At 53.2% G+C, this 22,948-nt stretch carries 20 protein-coding genes; 8 read left to right on the forward strand and 12 right to left on the reverse strand.

Annotated features, from left to right (window positions below; all coding sequences use genetic code 11):
- Nucleotides 1-55: 55 nt before the first annotated feature.
- Together ACTRWH_RS14070 and ACTRWH_RS14075 are read right to left on the reverse strand one after the other, a co-directional pair.
- Nucleotides 56-1,768, reverse strand: coding sequence for a SulP family inorganic anion transporter (locus tag ACTRWH_RS14070; protein WP_323133537.1), 1,713 nt, complete (start codon nucleotides 1,766-1,768; stop codon nucleotides 56-58).
- Between the two features lie 75 nt (nucleotides 1,769-1,843).
- Nucleotides 1,844-2,710 (reverse strand): MBL fold metallo-hydrolase, encoded by an 867-nt coding sequence (locus ACTRWH_RS14075; RefSeq protein WP_228210878.1) that lies wholly within the window; start codon nucleotides 2,708-2,710, stop codon nucleotides 1,844-1,846.
- A gap of 258 nt (nucleotides 2,711-2,968) precedes the next feature.
- Here ACTRWH_RS14075 and ACTRWH_RS14080 point away from each other — a divergent pair, with 258 nt between their 5' ends.
- The 4 genes from ACTRWH_RS14080 to ACTRWH_RS14095 all read left to right on the forward strand — a co-directional run bounded on the left by ACTRWH_RS14080 (nucleotide 2,969) and on the right by ACTRWH_RS14095 (nucleotide 4,519).
- The gene (locus ACTRWH_RS14080; protein WP_228210877.1) at nucleotides 2,969-3,361 is read left to right on the forward strand and encodes a YeeE/YedE family protein; all 393 of its coding nucleotides are present in this window, start codon (nucleotides 2,969-2,971) and stop codon (nucleotides 3,359-3,361) included.
- A complete protein-coding gene (locus tag ACTRWH_RS14085) occupies nucleotides 3,358-3,759 on the forward strand; it encodes a DUF6691 family protein (protein WP_036206247.1) in 402 nt (133 codons plus the stop codon). The genes ACTRWH_RS14080 and ACTRWH_RS14085 overlap by 4 nt, the downstream gene beginning before the upstream one ends.
- Before the next feature lie 134 nt (nucleotides 3,760-3,893).
- Nucleotides 3,894-4,181, forward strand: a complete 288-nt coding sequence (locus ACTRWH_RS14090) for a hypothetical protein (RefSeq protein ID WP_085681298.1) — start codon at nucleotides 3,894-3,896, stop codon at nucleotides 4,179-4,181.
- A gap of 104 nt (nucleotides 4,182-4,285) precedes the next feature.
- The gene (locus ACTRWH_RS14095) at nucleotides 4,286-4,519 is read left to right on the forward strand and encodes a hypothetical protein (protein ID WP_228210876.1); all 234 of its coding nucleotides are present in this window, start codon (nucleotides 4,286-4,288) and stop codon (nucleotides 4,517-4,519) included.
- Between the two features lie 90 nt (nucleotides 4,520-4,609).
- Here the strand turns inward: ACTRWH_RS14095 and ACTRWH_RS14100 are convergent, their stop codons facing one another.
- From ACTRWH_RS14100 to ACTRWH_RS14120, 5 genes are all read right to left on the reverse strand, one after another.
- Nucleotides 4,610-6,922: a heavy metal translocating P-type ATPase gene (locus tag ACTRWH_RS14100; RefSeq protein WP_228210875.1), complete on the reverse strand. Its 2,313-nt coding sequence runs from the start codon at nucleotides 6,920-6,922 to the stop codon at nucleotides 4,610-4,612.
- Nucleotides 6,923-6,952: 30 nt separating this feature from the next.
- Nucleotides 6,953-8,305 (reverse strand): APC family permease, encoded by a 1,353-nt coding sequence (locus ACTRWH_RS14105; protein ID WP_228210874.1) that lies wholly within the window; start codon nucleotides 8,303-8,305, stop codon nucleotides 6,953-6,955.
- A 129-nt stretch (nucleotides 8,306-8,434) separates the two neighbouring features.
- A complete protein-coding gene (locus ACTRWH_RS14110) occupies nucleotides 8,435-9,184 on the reverse strand; it encodes a copper resistance protein B (RefSeq protein ID WP_228210873.1) in 750 nt (249 codons plus the stop codon).
- Entirely contained in the window at nucleotides 9,181-10,938 is a 1,758-nt protein-coding gene (locus ACTRWH_RS14115) for a copper resistance system multicopper oxidase (RefSeq protein ID WP_228210872.1), read from the reverse strand. Before ACTRWH_RS14115 ends, ACTRWH_RS14110 begins: the two co-directional genes overlap by 4 nt.
- Nucleotides 10,939-11,026: 88 nt before the next feature.
- A complete protein-coding gene (locus ACTRWH_RS14120) occupies nucleotides 11,027-11,554 on the reverse strand; it encodes a cupredoxin domain-containing protein (RefSeq protein WP_151981723.1) in 528 nt (175 codons plus the stop codon).
- A 213-nt stretch (nucleotides 11,555-11,767) separates the two neighbouring features.
- Between ACTRWH_RS14120 and ACTRWH_RS14125 the strand changes: the two genes are divergently transcribed.
- From ACTRWH_RS14125 to ACTRWH_RS14135, 3 genes are all read left to right on the forward strand, one after another.
- On the forward strand, nucleotides 11,768-12,433 hold the full coding sequence (locus ACTRWH_RS14125; protein WP_228210871.1) for a response regulator transcription factor: 666 nt from the start codon (nucleotides 11,768-11,770) through the stop codon (nucleotides 12,431-12,433).
- Nucleotides 12,420-13,775 (forward strand): ATP-binding protein, encoded by a 1,356-nt coding sequence (locus ACTRWH_RS14130; RefSeq protein WP_228210870.1) that lies wholly within the window; start codon nucleotides 12,420-12,422, stop codon nucleotides 13,773-13,775. The genes ACTRWH_RS14125 and ACTRWH_RS14130 overlap by 14 nt, the downstream gene beginning before the upstream one ends.
- A 209-nt stretch (nucleotides 13,776-13,984) precedes the next feature.
- Nucleotides 13,985-14,653: a response regulator transcription factor gene (locus ACTRWH_RS14135; protein ID WP_072676521.1), complete on the forward strand. Its 669-nt coding sequence runs from the start codon at nucleotides 13,985-13,987 to the stop codon at nucleotides 14,651-14,653.
- 59 nt (nucleotides 14,654-14,712) lie between these two features.
- Here the strand turns inward: ACTRWH_RS14135 and ACTRWH_RS14140 are convergent, their stop codons facing one another.
- On the reverse strand, nucleotides 14,713-14,952 hold the full coding sequence (locus ACTRWH_RS14140; RefSeq protein ID WP_072676519.1) for a hypothetical protein: 240 nt from the start codon (nucleotides 14,950-14,952) through the stop codon (nucleotides 14,713-14,715).
- A gap of 302 nt (nucleotides 14,953-15,254) precedes the next feature.
- On the opposite strand from ACTRWH_RS14140, the gene ACTRWH_RS14145 reads away from it, so the two are divergent.
- Nucleotides 15,255-16,577 (forward strand): sensor histidine kinase, encoded by a 1,323-nt coding sequence (locus ACTRWH_RS14145; protein WP_085681212.1) that lies wholly within the window; start codon nucleotides 15,255-15,257, stop codon nucleotides 16,575-16,577.
- 87 nt (nucleotides 16,578-16,664) lie between these two features.
- Here the strand turns inward: ACTRWH_RS14145 and ACTRWH_RS14150 are convergent, their stop codons facing one another.
- The 4 genes from ACTRWH_RS14150 to ACTRWH_RS14165 all read right to left on the reverse strand — a co-directional run bounded on the left by ACTRWH_RS14150 (nucleotide 16,665) and on the right by ACTRWH_RS14165 (nucleotide 22,941).
- A complete protein-coding gene (locus ACTRWH_RS14150) occupies nucleotides 16,665-19,862 on the reverse strand; it encodes an efflux RND transporter permease subunit (protein WP_228210869.1) in 3,198 nt (1,065 codons plus the stop codon).
- A 14-nt stretch (nucleotides 19,863-19,876) separates the two neighbouring features.
- On the reverse strand, nucleotides 19,877-21,127 hold the full coding sequence (locus ACTRWH_RS14155) for an efflux RND transporter periplasmic adaptor subunit (RefSeq protein ID WP_228210868.1): 1,251 nt from the start codon (nucleotides 21,125-21,127) through the stop codon (nucleotides 19,877-19,879).
- Nucleotides 21,128-21,151: 24 nt separating this feature from the next.
- Complete coding sequence (locus ACTRWH_RS14160) at nucleotides 21,152-22,369, reverse strand: TolC family protein (protein WP_228210867.1); 1,218 nt, start codon at nucleotides 22,367-22,369, stop codon at nucleotides 21,152-21,154.
- Nucleotides 22,370-22,596: 227 nt separating this feature from the next.
- On the reverse strand, nucleotides 22,597-22,941 hold the full coding sequence (locus ACTRWH_RS14165; protein ID WP_007151691.1) for a P-II family nitrogen regulator: 345 nt from the start codon (nucleotides 22,939-22,941) through the stop codon (nucleotides 22,597-22,599).
- Nucleotides 22,942-22,948: the final 7 nt, after the last annotated feature.

The raw sequence follows: 22,948 nt of genomic DNA on the forward strand, positions 1-22,948 counted from the left end.
TGGCCTCCATGAGCTAATAAGAGGCTCCTTCGTTCTGCACCATTTTGAATTTGCTTCAGGATAGACAGAGTGATTTCCAGGCGTCATACGTGCTCAGGAAAACCTGCCCCGTGAGTTCCTCACAGAAATGAGTGCGGCGTAGACCGTCCATCACAGGGCCTTTCACCTCACACATGTGCAAGCGTATATCCATAGCCTTGAGCCGGCCATTTATTGCCTCCAGGCTCTCAAGTGCTGAAGCGTCAATGGTATTTACCGCCTGACAAGCCAGAACCAGATTCTTCATCTTCGGTTGTTGAGACGTCAGCGCCATGACGGTCTCTTCCAGATAGCGTGCGTTGGCGAAATAAAGACTTTCATCAACTCGCAGGACGACGGATTTCTCGTCCGTTTCAACCGTGTGGCGCTCTACGTTTCTGAAATGCTCGGTACCCGGCACCCGGCCAACAATTGCACTGTGCGGACGACTGGTGCGATACAGATAAATCCCTATCGATAGACCCACACCGACCAGGATTCCAGCTTCAACGCCCTGAATCAGCGTAAGCACAATGGTTGCCAGCATCGCGGCGAAGTCCGCTTTTGAGTAATGAAAGGTGCGTCCAATGGCTTTTACGTCAATCAGGGTGCTCACTGCAATCATGATTGTGGCGGCCAGTGTCGCCTTTGGAAGGAAAGCGAGTATGCCGGTGAGTGTTAGTGTGGCAAGTGCAATCCCGACTGCGGTAAACATACCCGCAAGTGGCGTCCGGGCTCCGGCTTCAAAATTCACAACCGAGCGTGAAAAACCACCTGAGACTGGAGAGCCCCCGCTTACGCCGGAACCTATGTTCGCCAACCCCATAGCAATCAGCTCAGAATTGGGATCGATCCTCTGGCGCCTTTTGGCTGCAAGGGTCTGGGCAACGGACACTGATTCTACAAATCCAACCAAGCTGATCAGAACGGCTGCGGGGACCAGAGCCGCCCATATGCTGGGGTCCATGGAAGGTAAACGGATCTCCGGAAGTCCGCTTGGAACTTGCCCCACCAGATTGACTCCGGCACTCCCCAAGTCAAAGTGCCAGGCCGCTGCTGTTGTCACAAAAACCGCTGACACGGGGGCGGCTTTCGCAACGATATCTGCCCCCCGGGGCGCCAGACCGAGCCCGACCAGTGCATTTTTCAGATATTGGCGACACAGAAACAGGTATAGGAGAGTGCCGGCTCCAATAGCAAACGTGATCAGGTTGAAGGAGCCAAACTGGCTGATCAGGCTTGCGCCCATTTCGATCAGATTGTGACCACCACTCTGTATACCGAGAACATGGCCAAGCTGACTGCCCGCAATAAGAATTCCGGAAGCGGTGACAAACCCTGAGATCACGGGGTGGCTCAGAAAATTTGCGATAAAACCAAGTCGCAAGACGCCCATGGCAAACAGAATCAGCCCCGACAGCGTAGCCAGTACAAGAGCGGCACCAACGTATTCAGGCGATCCTGTAACAGCAACGCCTCCTAACGCAGAGGCTGTCATCAGTGACGCCACTGCGACAGGACCAACTGCCAGCGTCGCACTGGTGCCGAATAAAGCGTAGACCACCAGCGGGATCATACTTGCGTACAACCCAACTTCAGGCGGAAGCCCTGCCAACAGAGCATAGGCCAGGGCCTGAGGAACAAGCATGAGTGTGACGATAACCGCCGCAAGGCCATCGCTTAGCAATGTATCTCCACGATAACCTTTCAGCCAATCAACAATTGGCAAATACGCCGCGATTCGCTTCACCGGCAACCTTCCACGGCCGTCAGAGTCTTCGCTTTAGTGGTCTCGCCAACCATTTGCGCCCATCCAGACCTTTGTTTAAAACCGGTTGATCGGAATTTTCAGGTACACCTGTCCGTTATCCTCGGAGGGGGGCATTTTCCCCGCCCTCATGTTGACCTGAACGGCCGGTAGTATCAGTCGGGGCATTCCGAGCTTGGCGTCACGCTCTGAGCGAAAAGCGACGAAATCGTCTTCACTCATACCTTTACCCACATGGATATTGCTGGAACGTTGTTCGGCGACGGTCGTCTCATGAATAAACTCATCGCGCTCCGCAGCTTTGTAGTCATGGCAAAGGAAAATGCGGGTTTCTCCGGGAAGCGCCAGAACTTTCTGAATGGAGTGGTAAAGGGTATGGGCGTCGCCCCCTGGAAAATCGCAACGGGCGGTCCCGGCATCCGGCGCAAAGAGTGTGTCGCCGACGAAGGCAGCATCTCCGATGACGTACGTCAGGCAAGCCGGAGTATGTCCCGGCGTGTGAAGTACACGTACTTTAAGGTTCCCAACCTGAAACACATCGCCTTCCCTGAACAGTCGATCGAATTGGCTACCATCCCGCGCAAAATCTGTTTCGGCATTGAAAGCTTTGCCAAACACCTCCTGAACGACAGCGATCTTTTCACCAATGCCTGTTTTTCCGCCGAGACGTTCATGGAGGTAGGGTGCAGCAGACAGGTGGTCAGCGTGCACGTGGGTTTCTAAAACCCATTCCACACTCAGGTCATTGCTTTGAACGTACTCAATAATTTTGTCAGCGGAGCGGACATCGGTCCGGCCCGCGGCATAGTCGAAATCCAGCACAGAATCGATGATCGCGCAGGCGAAGCTATCAGGATCCTGAACGATGTAGCTGAATGTGTTTGTAGGCTCGTCAAAGAAATGCGTGACCAGCGGATGTTGCATGGCGTCACCCTCGTCGCATAGAGAATAGATAGGATTTCAACGTATCAGGTTTTATGTTATAACGATAGACCTAACGGTTATATTAAATAATTGAGATTATAGGTTGCAACAATCTCGTGGTATGCCTCCGTTACGTGGAGACGACACACTGTCCGCTGGGCAAATTGTGGCATTTGAAGAGGTATAGAAATGGACTGGAGCTCTTTTATTCAAGGTGCCTTCGGAGGTCTTTTAATAGGCTTGTCCGCAGTGATGCTTATGGTCACATTGGGACGTATTGCAGGCATCAGTGGGATGGTATCTGGTCTGATCTTTGATCGGTTTACTGCGGAGTCTGCCTGGCGACTGGCATTTTTGCTGGGCCTTATCAGCGGGCCTCTGTTGTTGGTTGTCCTGAACGGCTCGCTTGGAAATGTGGCGGGCAATCCGGAAGCCGTGGTCGGCGCGCCCATCGGTGGCGTGCCGCTGATGGTCGTGGCTGGTTTGCTGGTGGGCTTGGGGTCTGGTATCGGCAACGGTTGCACCAGTGGGCATGGTGTTTGTGGTATCGCCAGGCTATCCCCCAGATCCATGCTGGCAACGCTGGTTTTCCTCCTGACGGGTGTTGTAACCGTCTACGTCGTCAGACTCATGACAGGACACTCTTTATGAAACTGATTTTTGGTTACCTGGCTGGTTTGTTGTTTGGCCTGGGTCTGGCTATCGGCGGTATGACTGACCCCCATCGTGTTCAGGGGTTTCTCGACGTCTTTGGTAACTGGGACCCAACGCTCATATTTGTTATGGGCGGAGCGGTGATAACAACGTTTATCGGCTACCGATTGGTGTTCCGTCGTCAGGGCCCTCTTTTCGCAGAAACGTTTATCGTGCCCACACGTCGTGATATTGATACCCGTTTATTGATTGGTGCCGCTGTGTTTGGGATAGGCTGGGGTCTATCAGGTTATTGTCCGGGCCCAGCCTTTGCGTCAATAAGCGGTATAACCTGGCCTCTCGTGGCGTTATTGCTGTCGATGGTCGTCGGTTGGTGGTTGGCTCGCCGAGTCTGAGGTAGCGCAGCATAATTCACGAACGTTATAAATCCTCCTCATATATTTAAATCAACTTTAATTTTATCGTTTTCAGGACCATTTCAGAAACTAGTGATTAAATATAATCGACAACCAAATAGGAGGTGTCGATTATGAAGAACATACTTTTATTTACCGCAACAATCGCTCTCTCAACATATACATTTGCTGGCAACATGTCATCAGATGAAGATATGAAAGCCACACACGATCAGTCTAAAGATAAGCGCTCCTTCGAAAACATTCTCAACAATGACGAAATGAAACGCTTACACAAACAGATGACTCGCTATGGCATGTCCGAACCTGGATTCGAGGCACGCCTGGAGATGACTACCACTGACAAAGGCCGGGCGTACCATAGAGCACTTGAAGAAGCAGAGAAAAATACCGCAGGGTGAACCCTGCGGCCAAGTTAACTCATGGAGACATGAGAAATTTAACCATACGAACCTGAAATCAGGCTGAAATACTAAACTGGTTTTATGGTCAAAAGGGGAATGTCATGAAAAAACTAATGGTGATCGCAGCAATCGCAGCTTTGTTTTCAACTATGACCTCAGCCAATTCAGGTTTAGCGGACCGTATTAACGAGGCTCGCACTTATCCTAATAAAATGGTTGAGGATAAAAAGGTTGAAACTTGCATGGAGCATATTAAGAAAAACGAAAAAATAAGCCAGGTTAGATCGCAGAGCACTGAAAAGCATGCAAGCGACATGAGCCATAAATACTCATAAACTGAAGCGGATAATTTAGTTGCAATAAATAACCGACCCCCGTTCAAATGGCGGTGGTCGGTTATCGCTCGTTACCCGAACATTGAAGTGTCACCGTTTTGGCGCCAACCGTACTACCCTCAACCGCAATGCGTTCACGATCACGCTAACCGACGACAGCGACATGGCAGCCGCCGCGAAAATTGGAGAAAGCAGCACGCCAAAAAACGGATAAAGAACACCCGCTGCTATCGGAACGCCAGCGGAGTTGTACACGAAAGCAAAAAAGAGATTCTGCCGTATATTGCGCATGGTCGCCAGGGACAACCGGCGCGCTTCGACGATACCCATAAGGTCGCCACGCAGCAGGGTAATTCCCGCGCTTTCGATGGCCACATCGGTGCCCGTACCCATAGCCACCCCGACATCCGCAGTTGCCAATGCGGGCGCGTCGTTTACACCGTCTCCCGCCATCACCACAACGCGGCCTTCGTCTTTCAGGCGCTGGACAATCTTGCCCTTGTCTTCCGGCAGCACTTCCGCTTCCACTTCATCAATATGCAATTTGCGGGCAACCGCCTCGGCTGAGGTGCGGTTATCGCCAGTCAGCATGACCACTCGAATGCCATCTTCTTGCAGGGCCAAAATGGCGGCCTCGGTGGTTTCCTTAACCGGATCGGCAATGGCCAACAACCCAGCAATTTTTCCATCGACGGCGGCAAATACCACGGTGGCACCATCTTTGCGGAGCTGATCGGCTTCGCCGTCAAATCTCGTGGTGTCGACATTGTCCGATTCCATCAAAAGGCGATTGCCAAGCAGCACCCGCTTGCCGTCGATTTTTCCGGTTACCCCTTTACCGTTGGGAGAATCGAAGTCTTCCGCATCCGGCAGCTTCAGCTCCATGCCCTTGGCTTTGTCCAGAATGGCGTGGGCCAGTGGATGCTCACTGCCTTTCTCAAGTCCGCCCGCAAAACGCATCAAAGCATCGTCATCGTACCCATTCGCTGTGACAATTCGGGTGATTTGTGGCTGCCCCTCCGTCAACGTGCCGGTCTTATCCACTACCACCGTATCTACCTTTTCCATGCGTTCAAGGGCTTCCGCATCGCGGATCAGCACACCACTTTGGGCGCCGCGGCCAACACCTACCATGATCGACATGGGCGTTGCGAGACCTAACGCGCAGGGGCAGGCAATAATCAGAACACTGACCGCCGCAATCAGCCCGAACGCCATGGGCGGTGTCGGCCCAAGGAATGACCAGGCGATAAAGGCAACAATGGCAATTAGGATCACGGCGGGCACAAACCAGCTCGCCACCTTATCGGCAAGCCCCTGGATCGGTGCGCGGCTGCGTTGGGCGCTGGCCACCATCTGCACGATTTGGGAAAGCATGGTGTCCCGGCCAACCTTGTCGGCCCGCATGATAAAGCTGCCCTGTTGGTTAATACTGCCGCCAATCACTTGGTCGCCAGACTTTTTGCTGACTGCAAGAGGCTCACCGGTCACCATGGACTCATCCACGTTGGAGCTGCCTTCAAGTAACTCACCGTCCAGCGGCACCTTGTCCCCCGGGCGCACTCGCAGGCGATCACCCACCTTGACCTGATCCAGCGACACATCGGACTCGTCGCCCTGGTCATCCAGCTTTCGGGCCGTCGCCGGTGCCAGATCCAGCAGCGCCTTGATCGCGCCCGAGGTTTTCTCCCGGGCCCGCAGTTCAAGCAACTGGCCTAACAGAACCAGCACCACGATGACCGCAGCCGCCTCGAAGTAGACGGCGACAGAACCGTCTTCCTGCCGAAAGGCGTCGGGGAAAATCTGGGGCGCCAGTGTCGCCACCAGGCTGTAGATCAGCGCCACGCCAGTACCAATGGCAATGAGCGTGAACATGTTCAGATTGCGGCTGACGACGGACTTCCAGCCTCTGACAAAGAAAGGCCAGCCACACCAGGCCACTACGGGCGTCGCCAACACCAGTTGAATCCAGTTGGACATTTGCGGGGCAACGATCTGGTCAAGGCCGGTGAGATGTCCGCCCATTTCCAGCACCAATACCGGCAGGGCCAGCACCAGGCCAATCCAGAATCGACGGGTCATGTCTTTGAGCTCTGCCGAGGGCCCGTCATCCAGACTTACCTGCTCGGGCTCCAGGGCCATACCGCAGATAGGGCAATCTCCGGGGCCCTGCTGGCGAATTTCCGGATGCATCGGGCAGGTGTACATGGTGCCCGGAGCCACCGGTTCGTCCTGTTTCTGTTCTCCACTGAGGTAGTGTCCCGGGTCGCCGTCAAACTTCGATTTGCACCCCGAAGAACAGAAATACCAGGTTTTCCCGCCATGCTCGCTGCGATGCTCCGCCGAGTGTGGATTCACCGACATGCCGCAAACAGGATCTTTGACCGTGTGCTCAGCCGTCATGGCCGATCCCTCCCTATCGAGTTCTGGTGATTAGTGATGATGAGCATGAGATTCTTTGTGTCCCGCTTCTTCGGCTTCTGTGGCCTTTTTCAGAAACAGTTGCTCGGCCACTGCGATAACAATCATGGTGACAACCGCCACGCCAATAACAAACGGGTCAGTATTCAGTTTGACCCAAACGAAGCCACCAAGAGCGAGCAAATCCAGAACAATTGCCACCGTGGGCACCCACACATTGGCCTTTACATCCTCCCGTAAATAGCGCAGAACGCCCCAATGGATAGCAATGTCCATGATTAGGTAAAAAATGATGCCCAGCGCTGCAATTCGGGACAGGTCGAAGAAGGCCGTGAGGATAAGCCCAAGCACCACGGTATAAACCAACGTGTGCTTCTGGATGCTACCGGGCATTCCGAAATGGCTGTGGGGGACCAGCTTCATTTCAGTCAGCATGGCCAACATGCGTGAGACGGCGAAAATACTGGCCAGAATGCCACCGGCGGTGGCCATCATGGCAATGGCGACGGTAAACCAGACGCCGTAATCGCCCAATGCGGGACGCGCAGCGGCCGCCAGAGAGTAGTCCTGCGTCTTGATGATTTCCGCCAGGGACAGGTTACTGGCAACGGCGAAACCGACCAGGGTGTAGATCACCACGCAGGCTGCGATGGAAATAATAATCGCTCGCCCCACGTTTCTCTTGGGGTCTATGACTTCCGAGCCGCTGTTGGTGATGGTGGTAAAACCTTTGAAGGCCAGAATGCCAAGGGCCGTTGCCCCCAGGAAATTGCCAAAGGTTCCAGCCTCACCGGGGCTAGAGAAATCAACAGAAACACTGTCGGCAATCCAGATACCCACCAGCCCGAAAACCAGAATGCCTCCGATCTTCAGGATACCTATAAAGGAAGCCACGCCCTGAATCATTCGGTTGCCCAACAGATTGATCAGAAACGCGGCCAGAATTAGTGAGACGCCAAGAATGGGCACCATGCGGCCACTTTCATCGCCACCCAACAGTTGCATGGTGTAAGAACCGAAGGTTCGCGCAAGAAAGCTCTGGGCAATCACCATCGAAAAATACATCAGCAAAGCGTTAAACGCTGTCGGTAGCCGGTTGCCATAGGCTTTGTGCAGGTACATGCCGATGCCCCCGGCTGACGGGTAGGCATTGGAAATTTTGATGTAGGAATAGGCACTGAAGCTTACGATTACCGCCGCGGCCAGAAAAGCCAACGGGAAAAGAACGCCGGTCATCTGCGCCATCTGCCCGGTAAGGGCAAAGATACCGGCGCCAATCATGACACCGGTGCCCAGCATAACGGTTCCCGGAAGTGTAAGACTGCCTTCCTGATAGCGCGTGGTTCTGTCGTGCGTGCTGCTCATACAACCTCCTGTTGTTTTGAACGGCGTTTGATACTCAATAAATAGCCAATGCTGGCTTGGGTAGCCCCCACTTGCATCAATGTCGAGAAAAACGGGCCAAAGAAATATCTTTAGCCCCTAAGTACCTGATCAGAATGCGATGCGCGCGCCAATCACAGCAAACCAATCTGCTGTACTGCCGCCGTCCGCTTCGGCAAAGTCGGCACTATCGCCGTATTTGCGCTCATGCACCACGCCCACATAAGGCGAGAACGCACGGTCGATCAGGTCATAGCTCAACCTGAGTCCGGTTTCGGTAGAAACCAGTCCTTTACCAACGCCAATTTCCCGGTCCTCGCTAAACGCAACCGTGGCATCCAGCGTTGCCGCCAGAATCCAGTAGTTGGTGAGAAGCAGCTCGTACTCTGCATCCAGTTCGGCTGACGTATCGCCATCCTTGCTGACATAAAGGTTTGCGTCGATCTCAAACCACTGGGGCGCCAGCCCCGCGATGCCGAGGACGGCGTACGTGCGGTCCGGTCCCTCCGGGGTGTCGAAACGCACACCCGCTTTGGCGTCGAAGAACTTGGAAATGGGGATCTGGCCGACCAGCTGGTTTTCCAGTGTTTCGTAGGCCTGCTCCTCTATCTCGTATTCCCCGGTTGTGAGCAGCCGGACTTTGAACTCGTCGGTGCCATAGAAGGCGTCCGCGTTCCAGACTCCAAGTTCCTCGTTATCGTCGCTGTAGCGGTATTCAAACTCCTCGAATTGAACACCCCAGGTTGTGAGCGGCTGTTTACGAGCGGTGGTGTCGGAGATCATTTCCTGAGCTGTCACCGCCGTTGAGAATCCGATAGAGGCAAAGAAACTGACCGCAACAAGTGATCGAATACAACTCATGCCTCACCTCCTTCTTCAGCAGCCGCGTCTGTTTTGGCCTGCGTCGACTCTGGCCCACCTTCAACAATCACCTTACGGAACATACCAGCGGCCGCGTGGTAAGAGAGGTGGCAGTGGAACGCCCATTGGCCTGGCTCGTCGACTTCGGTTTCCATGTACACCGTAGTGCCTGGGTTCACGCTAATCGTGTGCTTGATCGGGTTCCACTGGCCTGCGCCAACATCAAGGATGGACCACATGCCGTGCAGGTGCATGGGGTGAGTCATCATGGTTTCGTTGACAAACTTGAAGCGAACCCGCTCGCCGTATTTCAGGCGGATCGGATCGGCGTCTTCGTACTTAACGCCGTTAATACTCCAGGTGTAGCGCTCCATATTGCCGGTCAGGCGAAGTTCGATTTCCCGGGTCGGTTCGCGGTCTTCGTACAGTGGGTTCTGGGCTTTCAAGTCAGCGTAGGAGAGGAACTTTCCGCCATTGGCCGCCGTGGGCACGAGGCCACTGCCCTTGGCATAGAAAGGGTCGCTTGGGCTTTCCTTCCCCATCGCCATGGAACCATGATCCATGCCGGCCATGCTGGAGTGATCCATTCCTTTCATGTTGGAATGGTCCATATCGGTCATGTTGGAGTGATCCATCGCCGACATGTCTTCCGAGCTGCCCATATCCATGTTTCCATGATCCATGCCAGCCATGCTGCCATGGTCCATACCGGGCATACCGCTCATGTCAGCCATGGTCAGGCGCGCCGGTTCGCGCAGTTGCGGCACGGCCGCTTCCATACCCTCTTCTGGGGCCAGTGTCGCTCTGGCATAGCCCGAACGCCCCATGGATTCGGCGAATATGGTGTAGGCCTGCTCATCTTTCGGACGGACGATCACATCGTAGGTTTCCGCCACACCGATCCGGAACTCGTCCACACTAACCGGCTGAACGTTGTTGCCATCAGCCTGCACAACCGTCATATCCAGACCCGGAATCCGGATGTCGAAGTAGGTCATGGCCGAGGAGTTAATGAACCGCAGCCGGATGCGTTCGCCCGGCTCAAAGAGTCCGGTCCAGTTCTGATCCGGTCCCTTGCCGTTAATCAGGCCTGTAAAACCATGTATGTCCTCAACGTCCGCTTTCATCATCCGCATGCCGCCCCAGGCCATACGGTCACTGACGGTGTTCATCAGGCCATTTTCTGACACGTCCGAGAAAAACTCGCCGACGGTTTGCTGCTCGCGGTTATAGTAGTCCGGCATCATTTTCAGGTTACGCATGATGCGATCACCGGAATGGGGGTGCTTGTCAGTCAACTGCACCACGTATTCACGATCGTAGCGGAACGGTTCACGTCCCTCGGGTTCGATAACGATGGAACCGTAGGCGCCATCCGGCTCCTGAAAACCGGAGTGGCTGTGAAACCAGTAGGTGCCTGCCTGCTGAATAGGAAATTCGTAGGTGAAGGTTACACCCGGCTTGATGCCTGGAAAGCTGATACCAGGCACACCGTCCTGATCAAAAGGAAGAATCAGGCCGTGCCAATGAATGGACGTCATCTCATCCAGGTTGTTGGTCACGTTGATCTTTACGTTTTCGCCTTCTTTGAAGCGCATCACCGGCCCCGGAGATGCGCCATTGTATCCAATGCCTTCTTTCACGAAATCGCCAGTATCAATTTTTACCCGGTCGACCGTCAGGTCGTACTCACCGGCCATAACCATGGCAGGCATCAGCAGACTTAAAAGTCCTGTCAGTAGGCGTGTTTTCATCTTTTTCTTACTCCAAACTGCACTTCGTTGAAGCAGGGCTGGAAAACAGTCCCAACCCGTGCATTCGCGGGGTTGTCAGTACGCATGTTTACTCAAAGTTAACGTCACCGTACATGCCGGCCTGGTAGTGGCCTGGCACGTTGCAGGCAAACTCAATGTCGCTTTCTTCGGTAAACTTCCAGACAACCTCCTTGCTCTGCCCTGGTTCCAGCAACACGCTGTTCGGGTCGTCATGCTTCATGGTTTTACCGTTGCCCATGTCCATATTCATCATATCCTGATTGAGCTTGCCGCCCTGGATCACGCCGTGTTCTACCATCATCATCATTTCTTTCTGATGGCCTTCATGCATGGAAGGGGTACCAATGTTGAACTCGTGGACCAGGCTACCCTCGTTCTTGACCACAAAACGCACGGTTTCACCGGTCTCAACACTGATTTCTTCCGGCTCGTAGTAGTTGTCGTACATTTCCACTGTGATAGTGCGAGAGGCCTCCGAGGCTTTACCCGGTTCGCCGCTGCTGGCGCCATGGCCGCCGCCATGAGCACCGGCGGCGAGGGTCACTGCCGACATCGACATGGCAGCGGCTGCAACAATCAACTTGGATGCGTTCATATTGTTTTCTCCATTAGTAAAGTGGCCGGAAATTCCGGCGTCGGTTAGCTCTGAACAAAGAGGGATGCCAAAATACGAAACACACCATCGCGCATTAACCTGAATTCTTGCTGAAAATATCGAACTAATTGGTCGTTCAGGCTGAATTCAGGTTGATCGGCGACACTCGTTTCACATTTGGCTCACAGCCTGGTTCAAAGAAGGAACGTCGTGATGCGATTACTGCTCGTTGAAGATGACCGTTTGCTGGCTGACGGACTAAGTGGACAGCTTGAAAAGGCGGGGTTCAGCGTTGATACAACCTATACAGCCAGAGAAGCCGCGATCCTGGGCGAGCAGGAGGATTATCGGGCCGCCGTTCTTGATCTTGGCCTGCCTGACGGCAACGGATTAGACGTATTAAGGAAGTGGCGAAAACACAAGATCGCCTTTCCGGTGCTCATTCTCACAGCAAGGGGCGACTGGCATGACAAAGTTGAAGGCCTCAAAGCGGGGGCAGACGATTACTTGGCAAAACCCTTTCAGACCGAGGAGTTGATTGCCCGGCTCAACGCCATTGTGCGCCGAAGCGAAGGGCGTATTCATTCAATGGTAAAAGCCGGACGCTACGAATTGGATGAGAATCGTCAGAGCTTGAAGTCCGACGACGGCAAGGAACACAGCCTCACCGGCACCGAATTTCGCCTGCTGCGCTGTCTGATGAGCCGTCCCGGCCATGTTTTCTCGAAAGAGCAGCTAATGGAACAGCTTTACAACTTGAACGACACTCCGAATGAGAACGTGATCGAAGCTTACATTCGCCGATTGCGGAAACTGGTTGGCAACGACACCATTGCAACCCGTCGCGGCCAGGGATATCTGTTCAATGACGCTGTTTAGTAAGCCGAGATCTGTCAAAGGCACGTTGCTTTTATTGCTACTGCCTGCCGGCATTGCGTTAATGGGGCTTGCATGGCTGGTTCACGGCCTCTTACTGGACCGAATGTCCCGGGAGTTCGTGGAGACACGTCTCAAAGATGAGGTCGCCTTTCTGGAGCACCAGATTCGTGATTCTGGCGGTCAATTGGATAGCCTCCAGACCGGTGACTACTTTCAGGAAGTCTTTCACCACGCCTTCGCCATACATTCTCCGTCCAAGACTATCATTTCCCCGGATTCGTGGGCGCCGGTGTTAACGTCGTTGATTGAATCAGCGGAGGATGGAACCCTTCGTGTGCAGAACGGAGATACAGTCGAAGGACCCAAGAACATTCTTGCGTACCGAAAATCGTTCCAGATGGACGATACGCCGATTGTAGTGATCGTGTCCGAGGATCTCGGCGCACTGAAACGCAGCCAGGCAGAGTTGCACGCGTGGACGGCCATTGTCTCTATTCTGCTGATTCTGCTCCTGGTCGTTGTGATCTGGTTCGGTATCAATTTGTCCATGCGCCCTGTCGTCGAGCTAAAGGCTACGCTAAAGCGACTTCAAGATGGCAAGGTTTCTCGGATTCATGTTCAGGCGCCTGAGGAGTTTCGACCACTAGTCCAGCAGCTCAACCAATTACTCGATTCGCTTGATCAACGACTGGAACGGTCAAGGGATGCGCTGGCGAATCTCTCTCACAGCGTCAAGACCCCGATTGCGGCCGTCCGGCAGGTTCTTGAGGACACCAGCCGTCCACTCTCCAACGATCTCCGCCTTCAGATGACCTCGAGACTCAATGACATCGACAAACAGCTTGAAGCCGAGATGCGCCGAAGTCGCTTTGCAGGACCACAGGTTGGAAAAAGCGCTTACCCTCTGAAACAGGCGAGGGATCTACTTTGGATGCTGGGGCGGCTATACCCGGAAAAGTCCTTTGAACTGTCGAGTTCTCTGCCGGAGGAAGCCCGCTGGCCGATTGAGGAACACGACCTGAATGAAATCATGGGCAATCTCCTGGACAACGCAGGCAAATGGTCAGAACGATGTGTAGAGCTGTCACTCGTTCAGAATTCCGGAACACTGAAGATCTGCGTGACAGACGATGGGGCAGGCGTCCACGAGGCAGAAATCAGCAAGCTGGGTCAACGGGGATTGCGGCTGGACGAGCAGACCCCAGGCCATGGCCTTGGGCTGGCGATTGTTCGAGAGATTGTCGAACGCTACAGTGGAACCCTCCACTTCTCACCTGCTCCGAAAAGTGGGTTGTCCGTGATAGTTGACCTTCCCAGGGCGGTGCCGGTGATCAATCGTTGACCCGGCCACCTGGTATGTGGTTAAGCGATCACATGTGGATAGTGTTTGTATAGAAAACTTTCCTCACAGTAATGCCTTTTTCAAGCTAGATTCAGCTTCGTCTGTTGTTATAGCGGGTCGCTTGAAGTCCGATCTCTTAGCTAATTTTGATTTGCTCTCGAGAAGGGCGACAGCCACAATTTTCCAACATCCAGAGACGGCGCTTATAGATGAAGGTTCTAATTGTCGAAGACAACGCGGTACTCGCAGAAAAAATCTCCGTTTGGCTTGCGAAGGAAAACTTTACTGTAGATGTTGCCCAAAACGGAAAAGAGGCAAATTTCTTCGTAGAGACAAGCAGTTATCAGGCGATCATTCTGGATATAGGACTGCCCGACGAGAACGGGCTTTCTTTGATGCAAAAATGGAGAAGCAACGGCAAAGATGAAGCCATCCTGATTCTAACTGCCAGGTCCAACTGGACAGAGAGAGTTGAAGGCTTGAATGCCGGGGCAGACGACTATCTTCCAAAACCGTTCGAATTTGATGAACTGAAAGCTCGACTTAGCGCCATCATAAGAAGAAAAGACGGGCGAACAACTGATAAGATAGCGGTTGATGGGTTTCTTCTAAGTTCAACCTACAGAACGCTAACAACCCCTGATCATAAAGAATTCAGGCTAACCGCAACAGAGTATCGCCTTCTTCAATGCTTCCTTCGATCTCCTGACAGAGTCTTTTCCCAGGATGATCTTGTTGAATCACTTTACAATATCGAAAGATGCCCAACGCGAAATGTTGTTCAGGTATATATTGCGAGGCTTAGGAAAATACTTGGGAAAAAAAGAATAAAAACGTTGAGAGGGCAAGGTTACTATTTCGCGAGAGAGACCCACTAAAAAATTTATACTGCGAGTCACGTCAGTAACTCTCACCTGACTCGCAGAAAACCAAAAAATTACTGTTTCTTCAATAGATCAGCAACTAGCTCCTTGATTACTCGATGCTCTTCCTTCAACTTCTTGACCGTCTCGCTTTCTTCAGAACGATAGTCGGAGGACCGTTCATCGATGCTCTTATCAGGGTAGCTTCTTGCCTCATTATACCTATCTGCTTGTCCGCCATTGCTGCCTGCGAGGGCTATGGAAGCCCCGGTTCCTAGAAAAGATGCTATTAAAATTACAGACACTTTTTTCATAAACAGCTCCGATATGTCATTCTATTCAACCAACGAAATTCAATCGCCTTACGCAGTTAGTAGAACATCGAAACCTTAAACACATTTGAATGTGGACGTATTTTAAAGATCTTCACATTCCGTAAACTACAGGCCCACAGCTATTCAGGCAGATTTTGACAAGACTAAACGAACGACCAAAGCACAACCCCTCCAGCGTCAGGTGAGTTGCGACACGCATCAATCCCATCTATGCTTTCAAGCTCAGTCGCCTCTCTAGCCCGCAGCTAGCTCCTCCCGCTCAATCGACCATAACTAATACCATGACAGCGCAGAAAAGCATCCGAAAAACTGCACTCCAATATGGCATCGTTTTCAGCCTCTTGTATTTTCTACTAATTTTTTTCTCGCACACTTATGTAATAGAGCAGCTCTCGAACGAGTCCAGAAAACATCGCCTTGACAAGGAGGTGGAGAGTTTTCAAACCATCATTGAAAACGAAGTTCCGACGCCCGACGAGATTGGCAGCATGATTGATCGATTCCAATTGCTACTGGAGCACGCCCTCGTCGTCGAAATGAAAGACGGAAGCATCATTGCCAGTAGCAACATAGATCAAACAACGTTGCGCATGGTTTCAAGAAAGCCGGCGGGCTTTGTAGAAATATCCCAAGGTGCAGATGGCCTTCTTGGATTGAAACGAGGTGTCGGAATTGATAGTCCGCTTTCGTCAGTCACCATCCTGGAAATGGAAAGCGGACTAGCTGAGCGATCCAGTGGGGCTCACCTGACCTTGCTGGCTGCCTCCGCATTATTACTTTTTGTTCTCTTGGCTCTGGTAGGCACCACTACTTACCTCGCTTTGAAACCGATCGAACACATCAAGGAAGACATGAGGAGACTGCAATCTGGCAAACAACCTCGTTTGAATCCTGACGCACCAGAGGAGTTCAGTCCGCTGATCAAACAGTTCAATAACCTACTTGAACTAGCAAGTCGTCGCCTTGACCGCCATCGCCGCCTCAATTCCGATCTTTCTCACATGGTCAAGACCTCGATCTCTGCCAATCTCGCAATCTTGTCAGACACTGGTTCATTACCTCCGTCCCGCGACGACATAGAGTTCATGACCTCCAACCTAAAGGATCTAAGCCGGTCCTTGAACTACCGCATGAGCAAGGCAGATATCTCCGGCAGGCAGATGGGGCAAACATGTTTGCCGATTGAAATAGCGAACAACGTCATTTCTGTCATGGAAAAAATCTTTCCCGATAAGAGTTTCCGTATCAATACATCCTTGCCGAATAACTTCAGTTGGCCCATGGAGCGTCAGGACCTATCAGAGTTATTCGGTAACCTGCTCGAAAACGGCGGGAAGTGGAGTCAGGCTGAGATTGACGTTTCAATAAGCCAGACCGATTCCGGGCTAACGATAGAAGTTGCAGACGACGGCCCTGGGATTACTCCAGAAGCGGCCTCAAAAGTGATGGATAGAGGTTCCCGGCTTGACGAAACCGTTTCTGGATTTGGATTGGGACTGTCCATCGTGTCCGAAATACTAGAAGACAATTTCGGACGGATGAACATTGGCCCCTCAGAAACAGGGGGCGCCAGGATTACAGTTGTGCTTCCTTTCCCAGAGTAGAGCACAACCATAATTCCTCCGCCCCGCTATGACGGAGGGATTACCCTCCCCTGCTGGCGATCAAAACTGTGTATTTCCACCTCTCTTCTACCGTTGCATATCATCGAGTTTAGCCCTTGAGAAGCGCGTGAATAGAGCCGGTAAAACAAAAAGCGTTAGGAAAGTCGCAGTCACGAGACCACCTACAATCACGCTGGCCAGTGGCTTCTGGATTTCCGCACCCACGCCCGTCGACAATAGCATCGGTATCAAACCGAGTGCCGAGGTTATTGCTGTCATCAAGACAGGGCGCAAACGGGAGACGGCACCTTCAAACACCGCGGCATCCACGCTTAACCCATCCTGTATTCGCTGATTGATGCTTTCGACCATAACGACCCCGTTAAGCACCGCCACACCGAACAGCGTGATAAATCCAACGGAACTGGGCACTGAAAGATACTGACCGGAGATCCAGAGTGAAAAGACGCCACCAATAACGGCAAGCGGCACGTTGACCAGAATCAACAATGCTTGACCGACCGAACTGAAAGCAAAGTACAGCAACAGCGCGATCAGGCCCAGAGATACAGGAACCACAATGGTCAATCGCTTCTGAGCTCGCTGCTGGTTTTCAAACTGACCACCAATATCAACCGAGTAGCCGGGGGGAAGGTTCACTTCTGACGCGATGGTATCCTGAATATCGGCAACCACACTGCCCATGTCACGACCCTGCACATTGGACTGAATGACCACACGGCGCTGAACGTCATCGCGGCGCACCTGAGGCGGGCCAGACTCAATAGACACATCGGCCACATCGCCGAGTCTCACCCAGGCTCCGGACGGCGCCTGTAACCTGAGATCGGCAATGGCATCCCGGTCTTCCCGGAAACGTTTGGCCAGACGCACATAGATATCATACCGCTCATTTCCGTTGATGATCTGGCCAGCGGCGGCACCACCCAGTCCATCCCGGACGACACTCATCACATCAGACACGGCGAGTCCGTACCGGGAGAGTGCCTGACGGTCAGGCTGAACCACCAACTGCGCTTCACCAGCAATCTGCTCCATGGCCACGTCTCGTGTTCCCTGAACTGTTCGGACCGCCGCTTCAATCTTCTGGCCTTTCTCCGCCAGTACGTCGAGATCCGGGCCAAAGAGTTTGATGGCCAACTGCGCACGAACACCTGACAACAATTCATCAACCCGAGTCGCGATAGGCTGAGAAAAGTTAAACAGTAGCCCCGGGTGCTGTTCGAGCTTCTCCTCAAACAGAGCCTGCAATTCATAGCGATTACTGGCGCTGGTCCACTCCGAAGTGGGTTTTAAGCCAATATAGATCTCTATATTGTTAACGGGCTCCGGGTCGCCGCCTATTTCTGCTCGGCCAGCCCGGGATAGAGCGTAAGTCACTTCTGGAAACTCCATCAACATGGCTTCCAGTTTTGGCGCAACTTCAAGCGCCGTATCAAGGCTTGATGAAGGGGCGAGCGTCACCCGGAGGTTGATCGTTCCTTCTTCCAGCTCAGGGACAAACTCAGTGCCGAGTCGAGGCACGACCAGAGCCGCCAGCACCACAAGAACAGCGGCAGCACCGACAACAGATCTGGTGTGTTTTAGCGACCAGTCAAGGCCCTTGCGGTAGAGCTTCTCAAGAGGTTTTAAAACGAAGCTTTCCCGCTCCCGAATACCCTTGCGAAACATAAACGAAGCCAACGCAGGCACAACCACCAGAGCGACGATCACAGCGGACACAATGGCCAGCATGATGCTGATCGCCATTGGCTGGAAAAGCTTGGCTTCCACACCTTCAAAACTGAACAGAGGCATGAAAACGACCAGAATAATCGCCGTCGCGAAAAAGATGGGGCGCGCCACTTCCCGACCGGCTTCCTGGAGTCTAAGCGCAATGCCATGATCATCATGTGACGCGTCCAACGGATCGGGGTCGTTTTCAACCAATTCATCCCGATGGGCGTCATGCTCAGCATCGGGATGCGTCAGATGTTTGAACATGTTCTCGACCATAACAACAGAGCCGTCCACCAGCATGCCAATTGCCACAGCAATGCCGCCCAGAGACATCAAGTTGGCCGAGAGACCGAACCAGGCCATGATCATCAGCGCAATACCGATAGAAATCGGTATAGAAAGCAGCACGAGCGTTGTTGCCCGAAGATTCATCAGACACAGGGCAAGCACGATAGCAATGAACACAAAAGCCAACAGAAGCGCATTGGTCACCGTCTCTACGGCCTTGGTCACCAGATCCGCCTGGTTGTAATAGGGCTCAAAACGAACCCCACTCGGAAGCGCCTGATTTATGCGATCAATGCGGGCCTCGATGCCGTCGATGGTGGCTTTTGTATTGGCCCCCATTCGTTTGAGTACAATGCCAGAAACCACTTCACCCAGTTGTTCAACTTGACCGTCTTCATCCTTCCGGGTCATGGTCACCGCACCCTGGCGAATTTCAGTGCCCAGCGCTACTTGGGCGACATCGCTCACCGTCACTGTAATGCCATCACTGGTTTTAACGGGCACTTGACGGATCTGCTCCAGCCCCTGCTCGCCATTACCCAGCCAGCCCATACCGCGAATAACCAACTGCTCCTGTCCGCGGCCCATATACCAGCCCCCAACATTGGAGTTGTTGTTCTCCAGGGCGTCCATGACGTCGTTCTGTGATAAGTCATAGGACAGCATTCGCGCCGGGTTCAGGTTGACCTGGTATTGACGGACCTCCCCGCCAAACGACAGAATCTCTGTTACCCCTTCGGCGGGTATCAGCAACAGCTTGACCAGCCAGTCGTGCAAGCTGCGTAATTCCATTGCGTCGTACCCAGAATCCGGGTCAGCTATTAGCAAGTACTGGTAGACCTGGCCGAGACCGGACGTATTCGGGCCCATTTCAGGCACCCCGACCCCGTCCGGAATCAGCTCCCGCGCGGCCTGCAACCGCTCGAATACCAGTTGGCGCGCGAAATAGATATCCGTGCCCTCTTTAAAGACCACGGTGACACCAGACAACCCGGTTTTGGAGATGGACCGAACCTCCTCAACATCCGGCAATGCATACATCACCGCTTCAATGGGATAGGTGATCAACTGCTCGACTTCCTCAGCCGCAAGTCCGGGCGCCTCTGTATTAACAGCAACCTGGACGTTTGTAACGTCAGGGAAAGCATCAAGATTCAGTTTTGGGATCTGAAACGCAGCCGTGGCGATAAGCACTGCAAGCGCAATAAGAACCAACAGGCGGTTCTGAACCGCCCAGTCGACAACTCGGTTGAACATAATGGCTCCCGGAATCAGTGGTTGTGTGGGTCAAAGCCGCCTTTGGCAATTTCAGAGGCCACAAAAAACGCGCCCCGCGAAACGATCCGTTGGCCCGCAGTCAGGCCGAAAATTTCACGGAGTCCGCCAATTGAGCGACCCAGTTCCACTTCCACAGGCTCATACTCCCCTTCAGCCTCTTCCACATAGACCGTCCAGTCGCCATCGGCGCCTCGCATCAACGCACTCTCCGGCACCGCAAGCACCGGCTCCGTGGTTTTAAAAAGGAAATACACATCTGCAAACATTCCGGGATGGAAACGATCTTCAGGATTGTCCAGCTCCAACCGGACAATCCGCGTGCGGGTCACAGCGTCAATGGTATGAGCTTCCTGGGATACCGTTGCCGCAGCCACACGACCTGCAACTCTTACTTCCGCTTCTGCCCCTTGCTTAAGGACAATGTCGGAGTTTGCTGGCAGGTGAGCCTCTACCCAAAGTTCGCTTTCATTAGCCAGAGTCACCAGCGGTTGGCCTGCCTCAACTCTTTGTCCCTGCTCAAACTCATCGGTCAGCACTGCGCCATCCACGCGAGCCCTGAGCGTGTATTCACCGAGACTACCTACGCCGCTGGCCTTCAACGCACCAATGTCATCATCGTTTAGCCCATAAGCAAGCAGAGTTGCCCTCGCCGCTTCAATATTGGCTTTCGCGGTATTGAACCGTTGATCACCAACCACGGAACGACCCAGTCCGCTGATTCGCTCCCATTCAGGAAATGCTTTCCTGTAATCAGCCTGCGCCTGTGCCACCGTCTCACTGAACAGGGTTACCAGTTGCTGACCTTTGGTTACGTGCTCACCCAATTCCACGTGACGTCTCAACACCACCGAGGCAACCCGGGGGGACACGTGGTAGCTGGTATAGCCGTTGGTCAGCAGCTCACCGGGAGCGTAGATTTCATAGTCAACGCGCTTGCTCTCGAGGGTTGCTACCTCAATGCCGGCGAGCTCTTTCTGTTTGGCATTGATGCTTGCGGTAGTTGCTTCTTCATGACCACCATCGCTCTCCTCTTCGTGACCATGACCTTCTTCCTCTTCATGCTCACGTTCTTCAGCATGCCCGCCCTCATGCTCATCCTCTTCACCGGTGCCTTCTCGATGATCGTCGCCTCCGGCGGCATGATCATGGCCCGCCTCGTTATGAGTATCTTCCTCTGCCTGCACCAATGAAGGGGGAGCTATAAACAGCGTCAAAACAAATACTGAAATCAGAGTTTTTTTCATGATGAATATCCAGTTTCCAGAATATTATTGGAAGGGGGTGGTCAGTTCGCCTGACTGGCTCAATAGCTCAATCAGGCCCAGCTGCGCCAGCTTTTCCAGTTCAATACCGGTTTTCAGGCTCTCCGCGCGCTGGCCCAGCGCCTGGAGATACTCAGAGGTGGAGAGGTCGCCGACCTGCCACTGCTTCTCAAGCAAATCGGCACTTCGCTGTACACGCCCCTGGGATAGTTCTTTCCATCGACGGAGTTGCTTGTCGTATCGCTTCCAGGAAGCGCGAGCGCCTGCCAGGTCGTATTGTTGTTTCCGGTAGAGCGCCTGAAACCGCGCTTCGGCCTCCAGAGCCCGTCGATTCGCAGCCCGGATTTCAGCGCCGTAGTTATTACGGACGTTCAGAGGGATCGAGAATGTCAGGCCAACCACGTTCTCGCCGCCGTCACGCCCTCCGCTCAGCCCTACTGTCGGCGATGCTGTGGCTTTGCGTCTGGCAACCTCTGCCTCACTTTTCAGCACCTGCCACTCGGCTCGAGCGGCTGCAATTGACGGGTGTGCCAGCAGATCAGCCTCACCAATCTGGGACTCCAGCGCTGACCATATATACTCGGGGATTCCCCCATCCTGAAACCTCCAGTCCGGCAGACGTTCTCTAACCTGAGTTTCTGCCCGATCAACTGCGGCCTTTGCCTGGGCGACTTCGCTCAACTGACGGGATAGATTTAAAAACAGAAGCTCTGCGTCGGCACGCCCCAGATCACCTGCCTGCTGGCGCTGTTCAACCTGGTCCAGCAAGGCATCCAGGCGCTGCTGTTGGGATTCAGCAATTTCCTCAAACAGCGTAGTAGCGCGCCACTCGACAAGCGCAAACAATGATTCAGACGTTTGTGTCAGAACTGCTTCGCTCAAGCCAGCTTGCGCAGAAAGCCTGATCAGCTTTGCCTTCTCCTTTAATGCGCCCTGTTGATCAGACCAATCGATCGTTTGTGACAGTCCTGCCTCAAAGTTATTCTCACTGCCCGTTCTGTCTGCTCCCACGGACAATTCCGGGTTATACAGCGGTTGTTCGCTTGCCTCAGCCTCCTCTTTCCGCGCTGCCGCCTGCTCTGTCGCTGCCAGTACCTCCGGGTGCTTGCTTATCTGGCCATTGAGCCAATTCGCCCAATTAACAGTCTCCGCTTGACCTAACAGAGGAATGGACAATAGTACTGAACACAGCAACGCCCGAGGCGAGTGCTTGCTTGCCTTCATCGTCTTTCTCCCGAAGCGATTAATAGCCAAAAATCATAGGTGTAAGGCGCCTATGACGAGGTAGGAAAAGATCGAGATAATAAGTGCAAACTTTGAAATGAGTTTGAATTCGGAAAAACAGTTCAGATATGAGTCGCTAAAAACTCTTTGTAACGCTTCTCAATGAGGCTAAGAACGGCAGCTCGCGACCAATCGCCGCGATGCCACCGTCTCATTCCAGGAAGGGGCTAGATTGAAGTGGGTTGGAGTGCGCTTTCGTCGGTCGCACCGTCTTCAATACGAACGGCCTGGACCAGGCGGGATACAAGTACCTTGCCATCCCCCGGGTGCCCATCCCGGGTCCTGCTCGTTCGCACAATGATGTCCACAACTTCATCGGCAACAGCATCGGTCGCTACATCTACTTCCAGCTTGACCATCTGCACTTTCTCCAGAGGCGATTCATCGCCAACCAGATGACCAAATTCGTTGAGAGACACGACAGCAATGCTTGCCACCCCCTTAACTTTGGCCAGAGCATCAACCACATGCTCTGCCATCACTTCTCTGACATACGCTTTTATTTCATACATAAACCGC

The sequence above is a fragment of the Marinobacter sp. G5_S1_61_S3 genome, assembly GCF_054968585.1.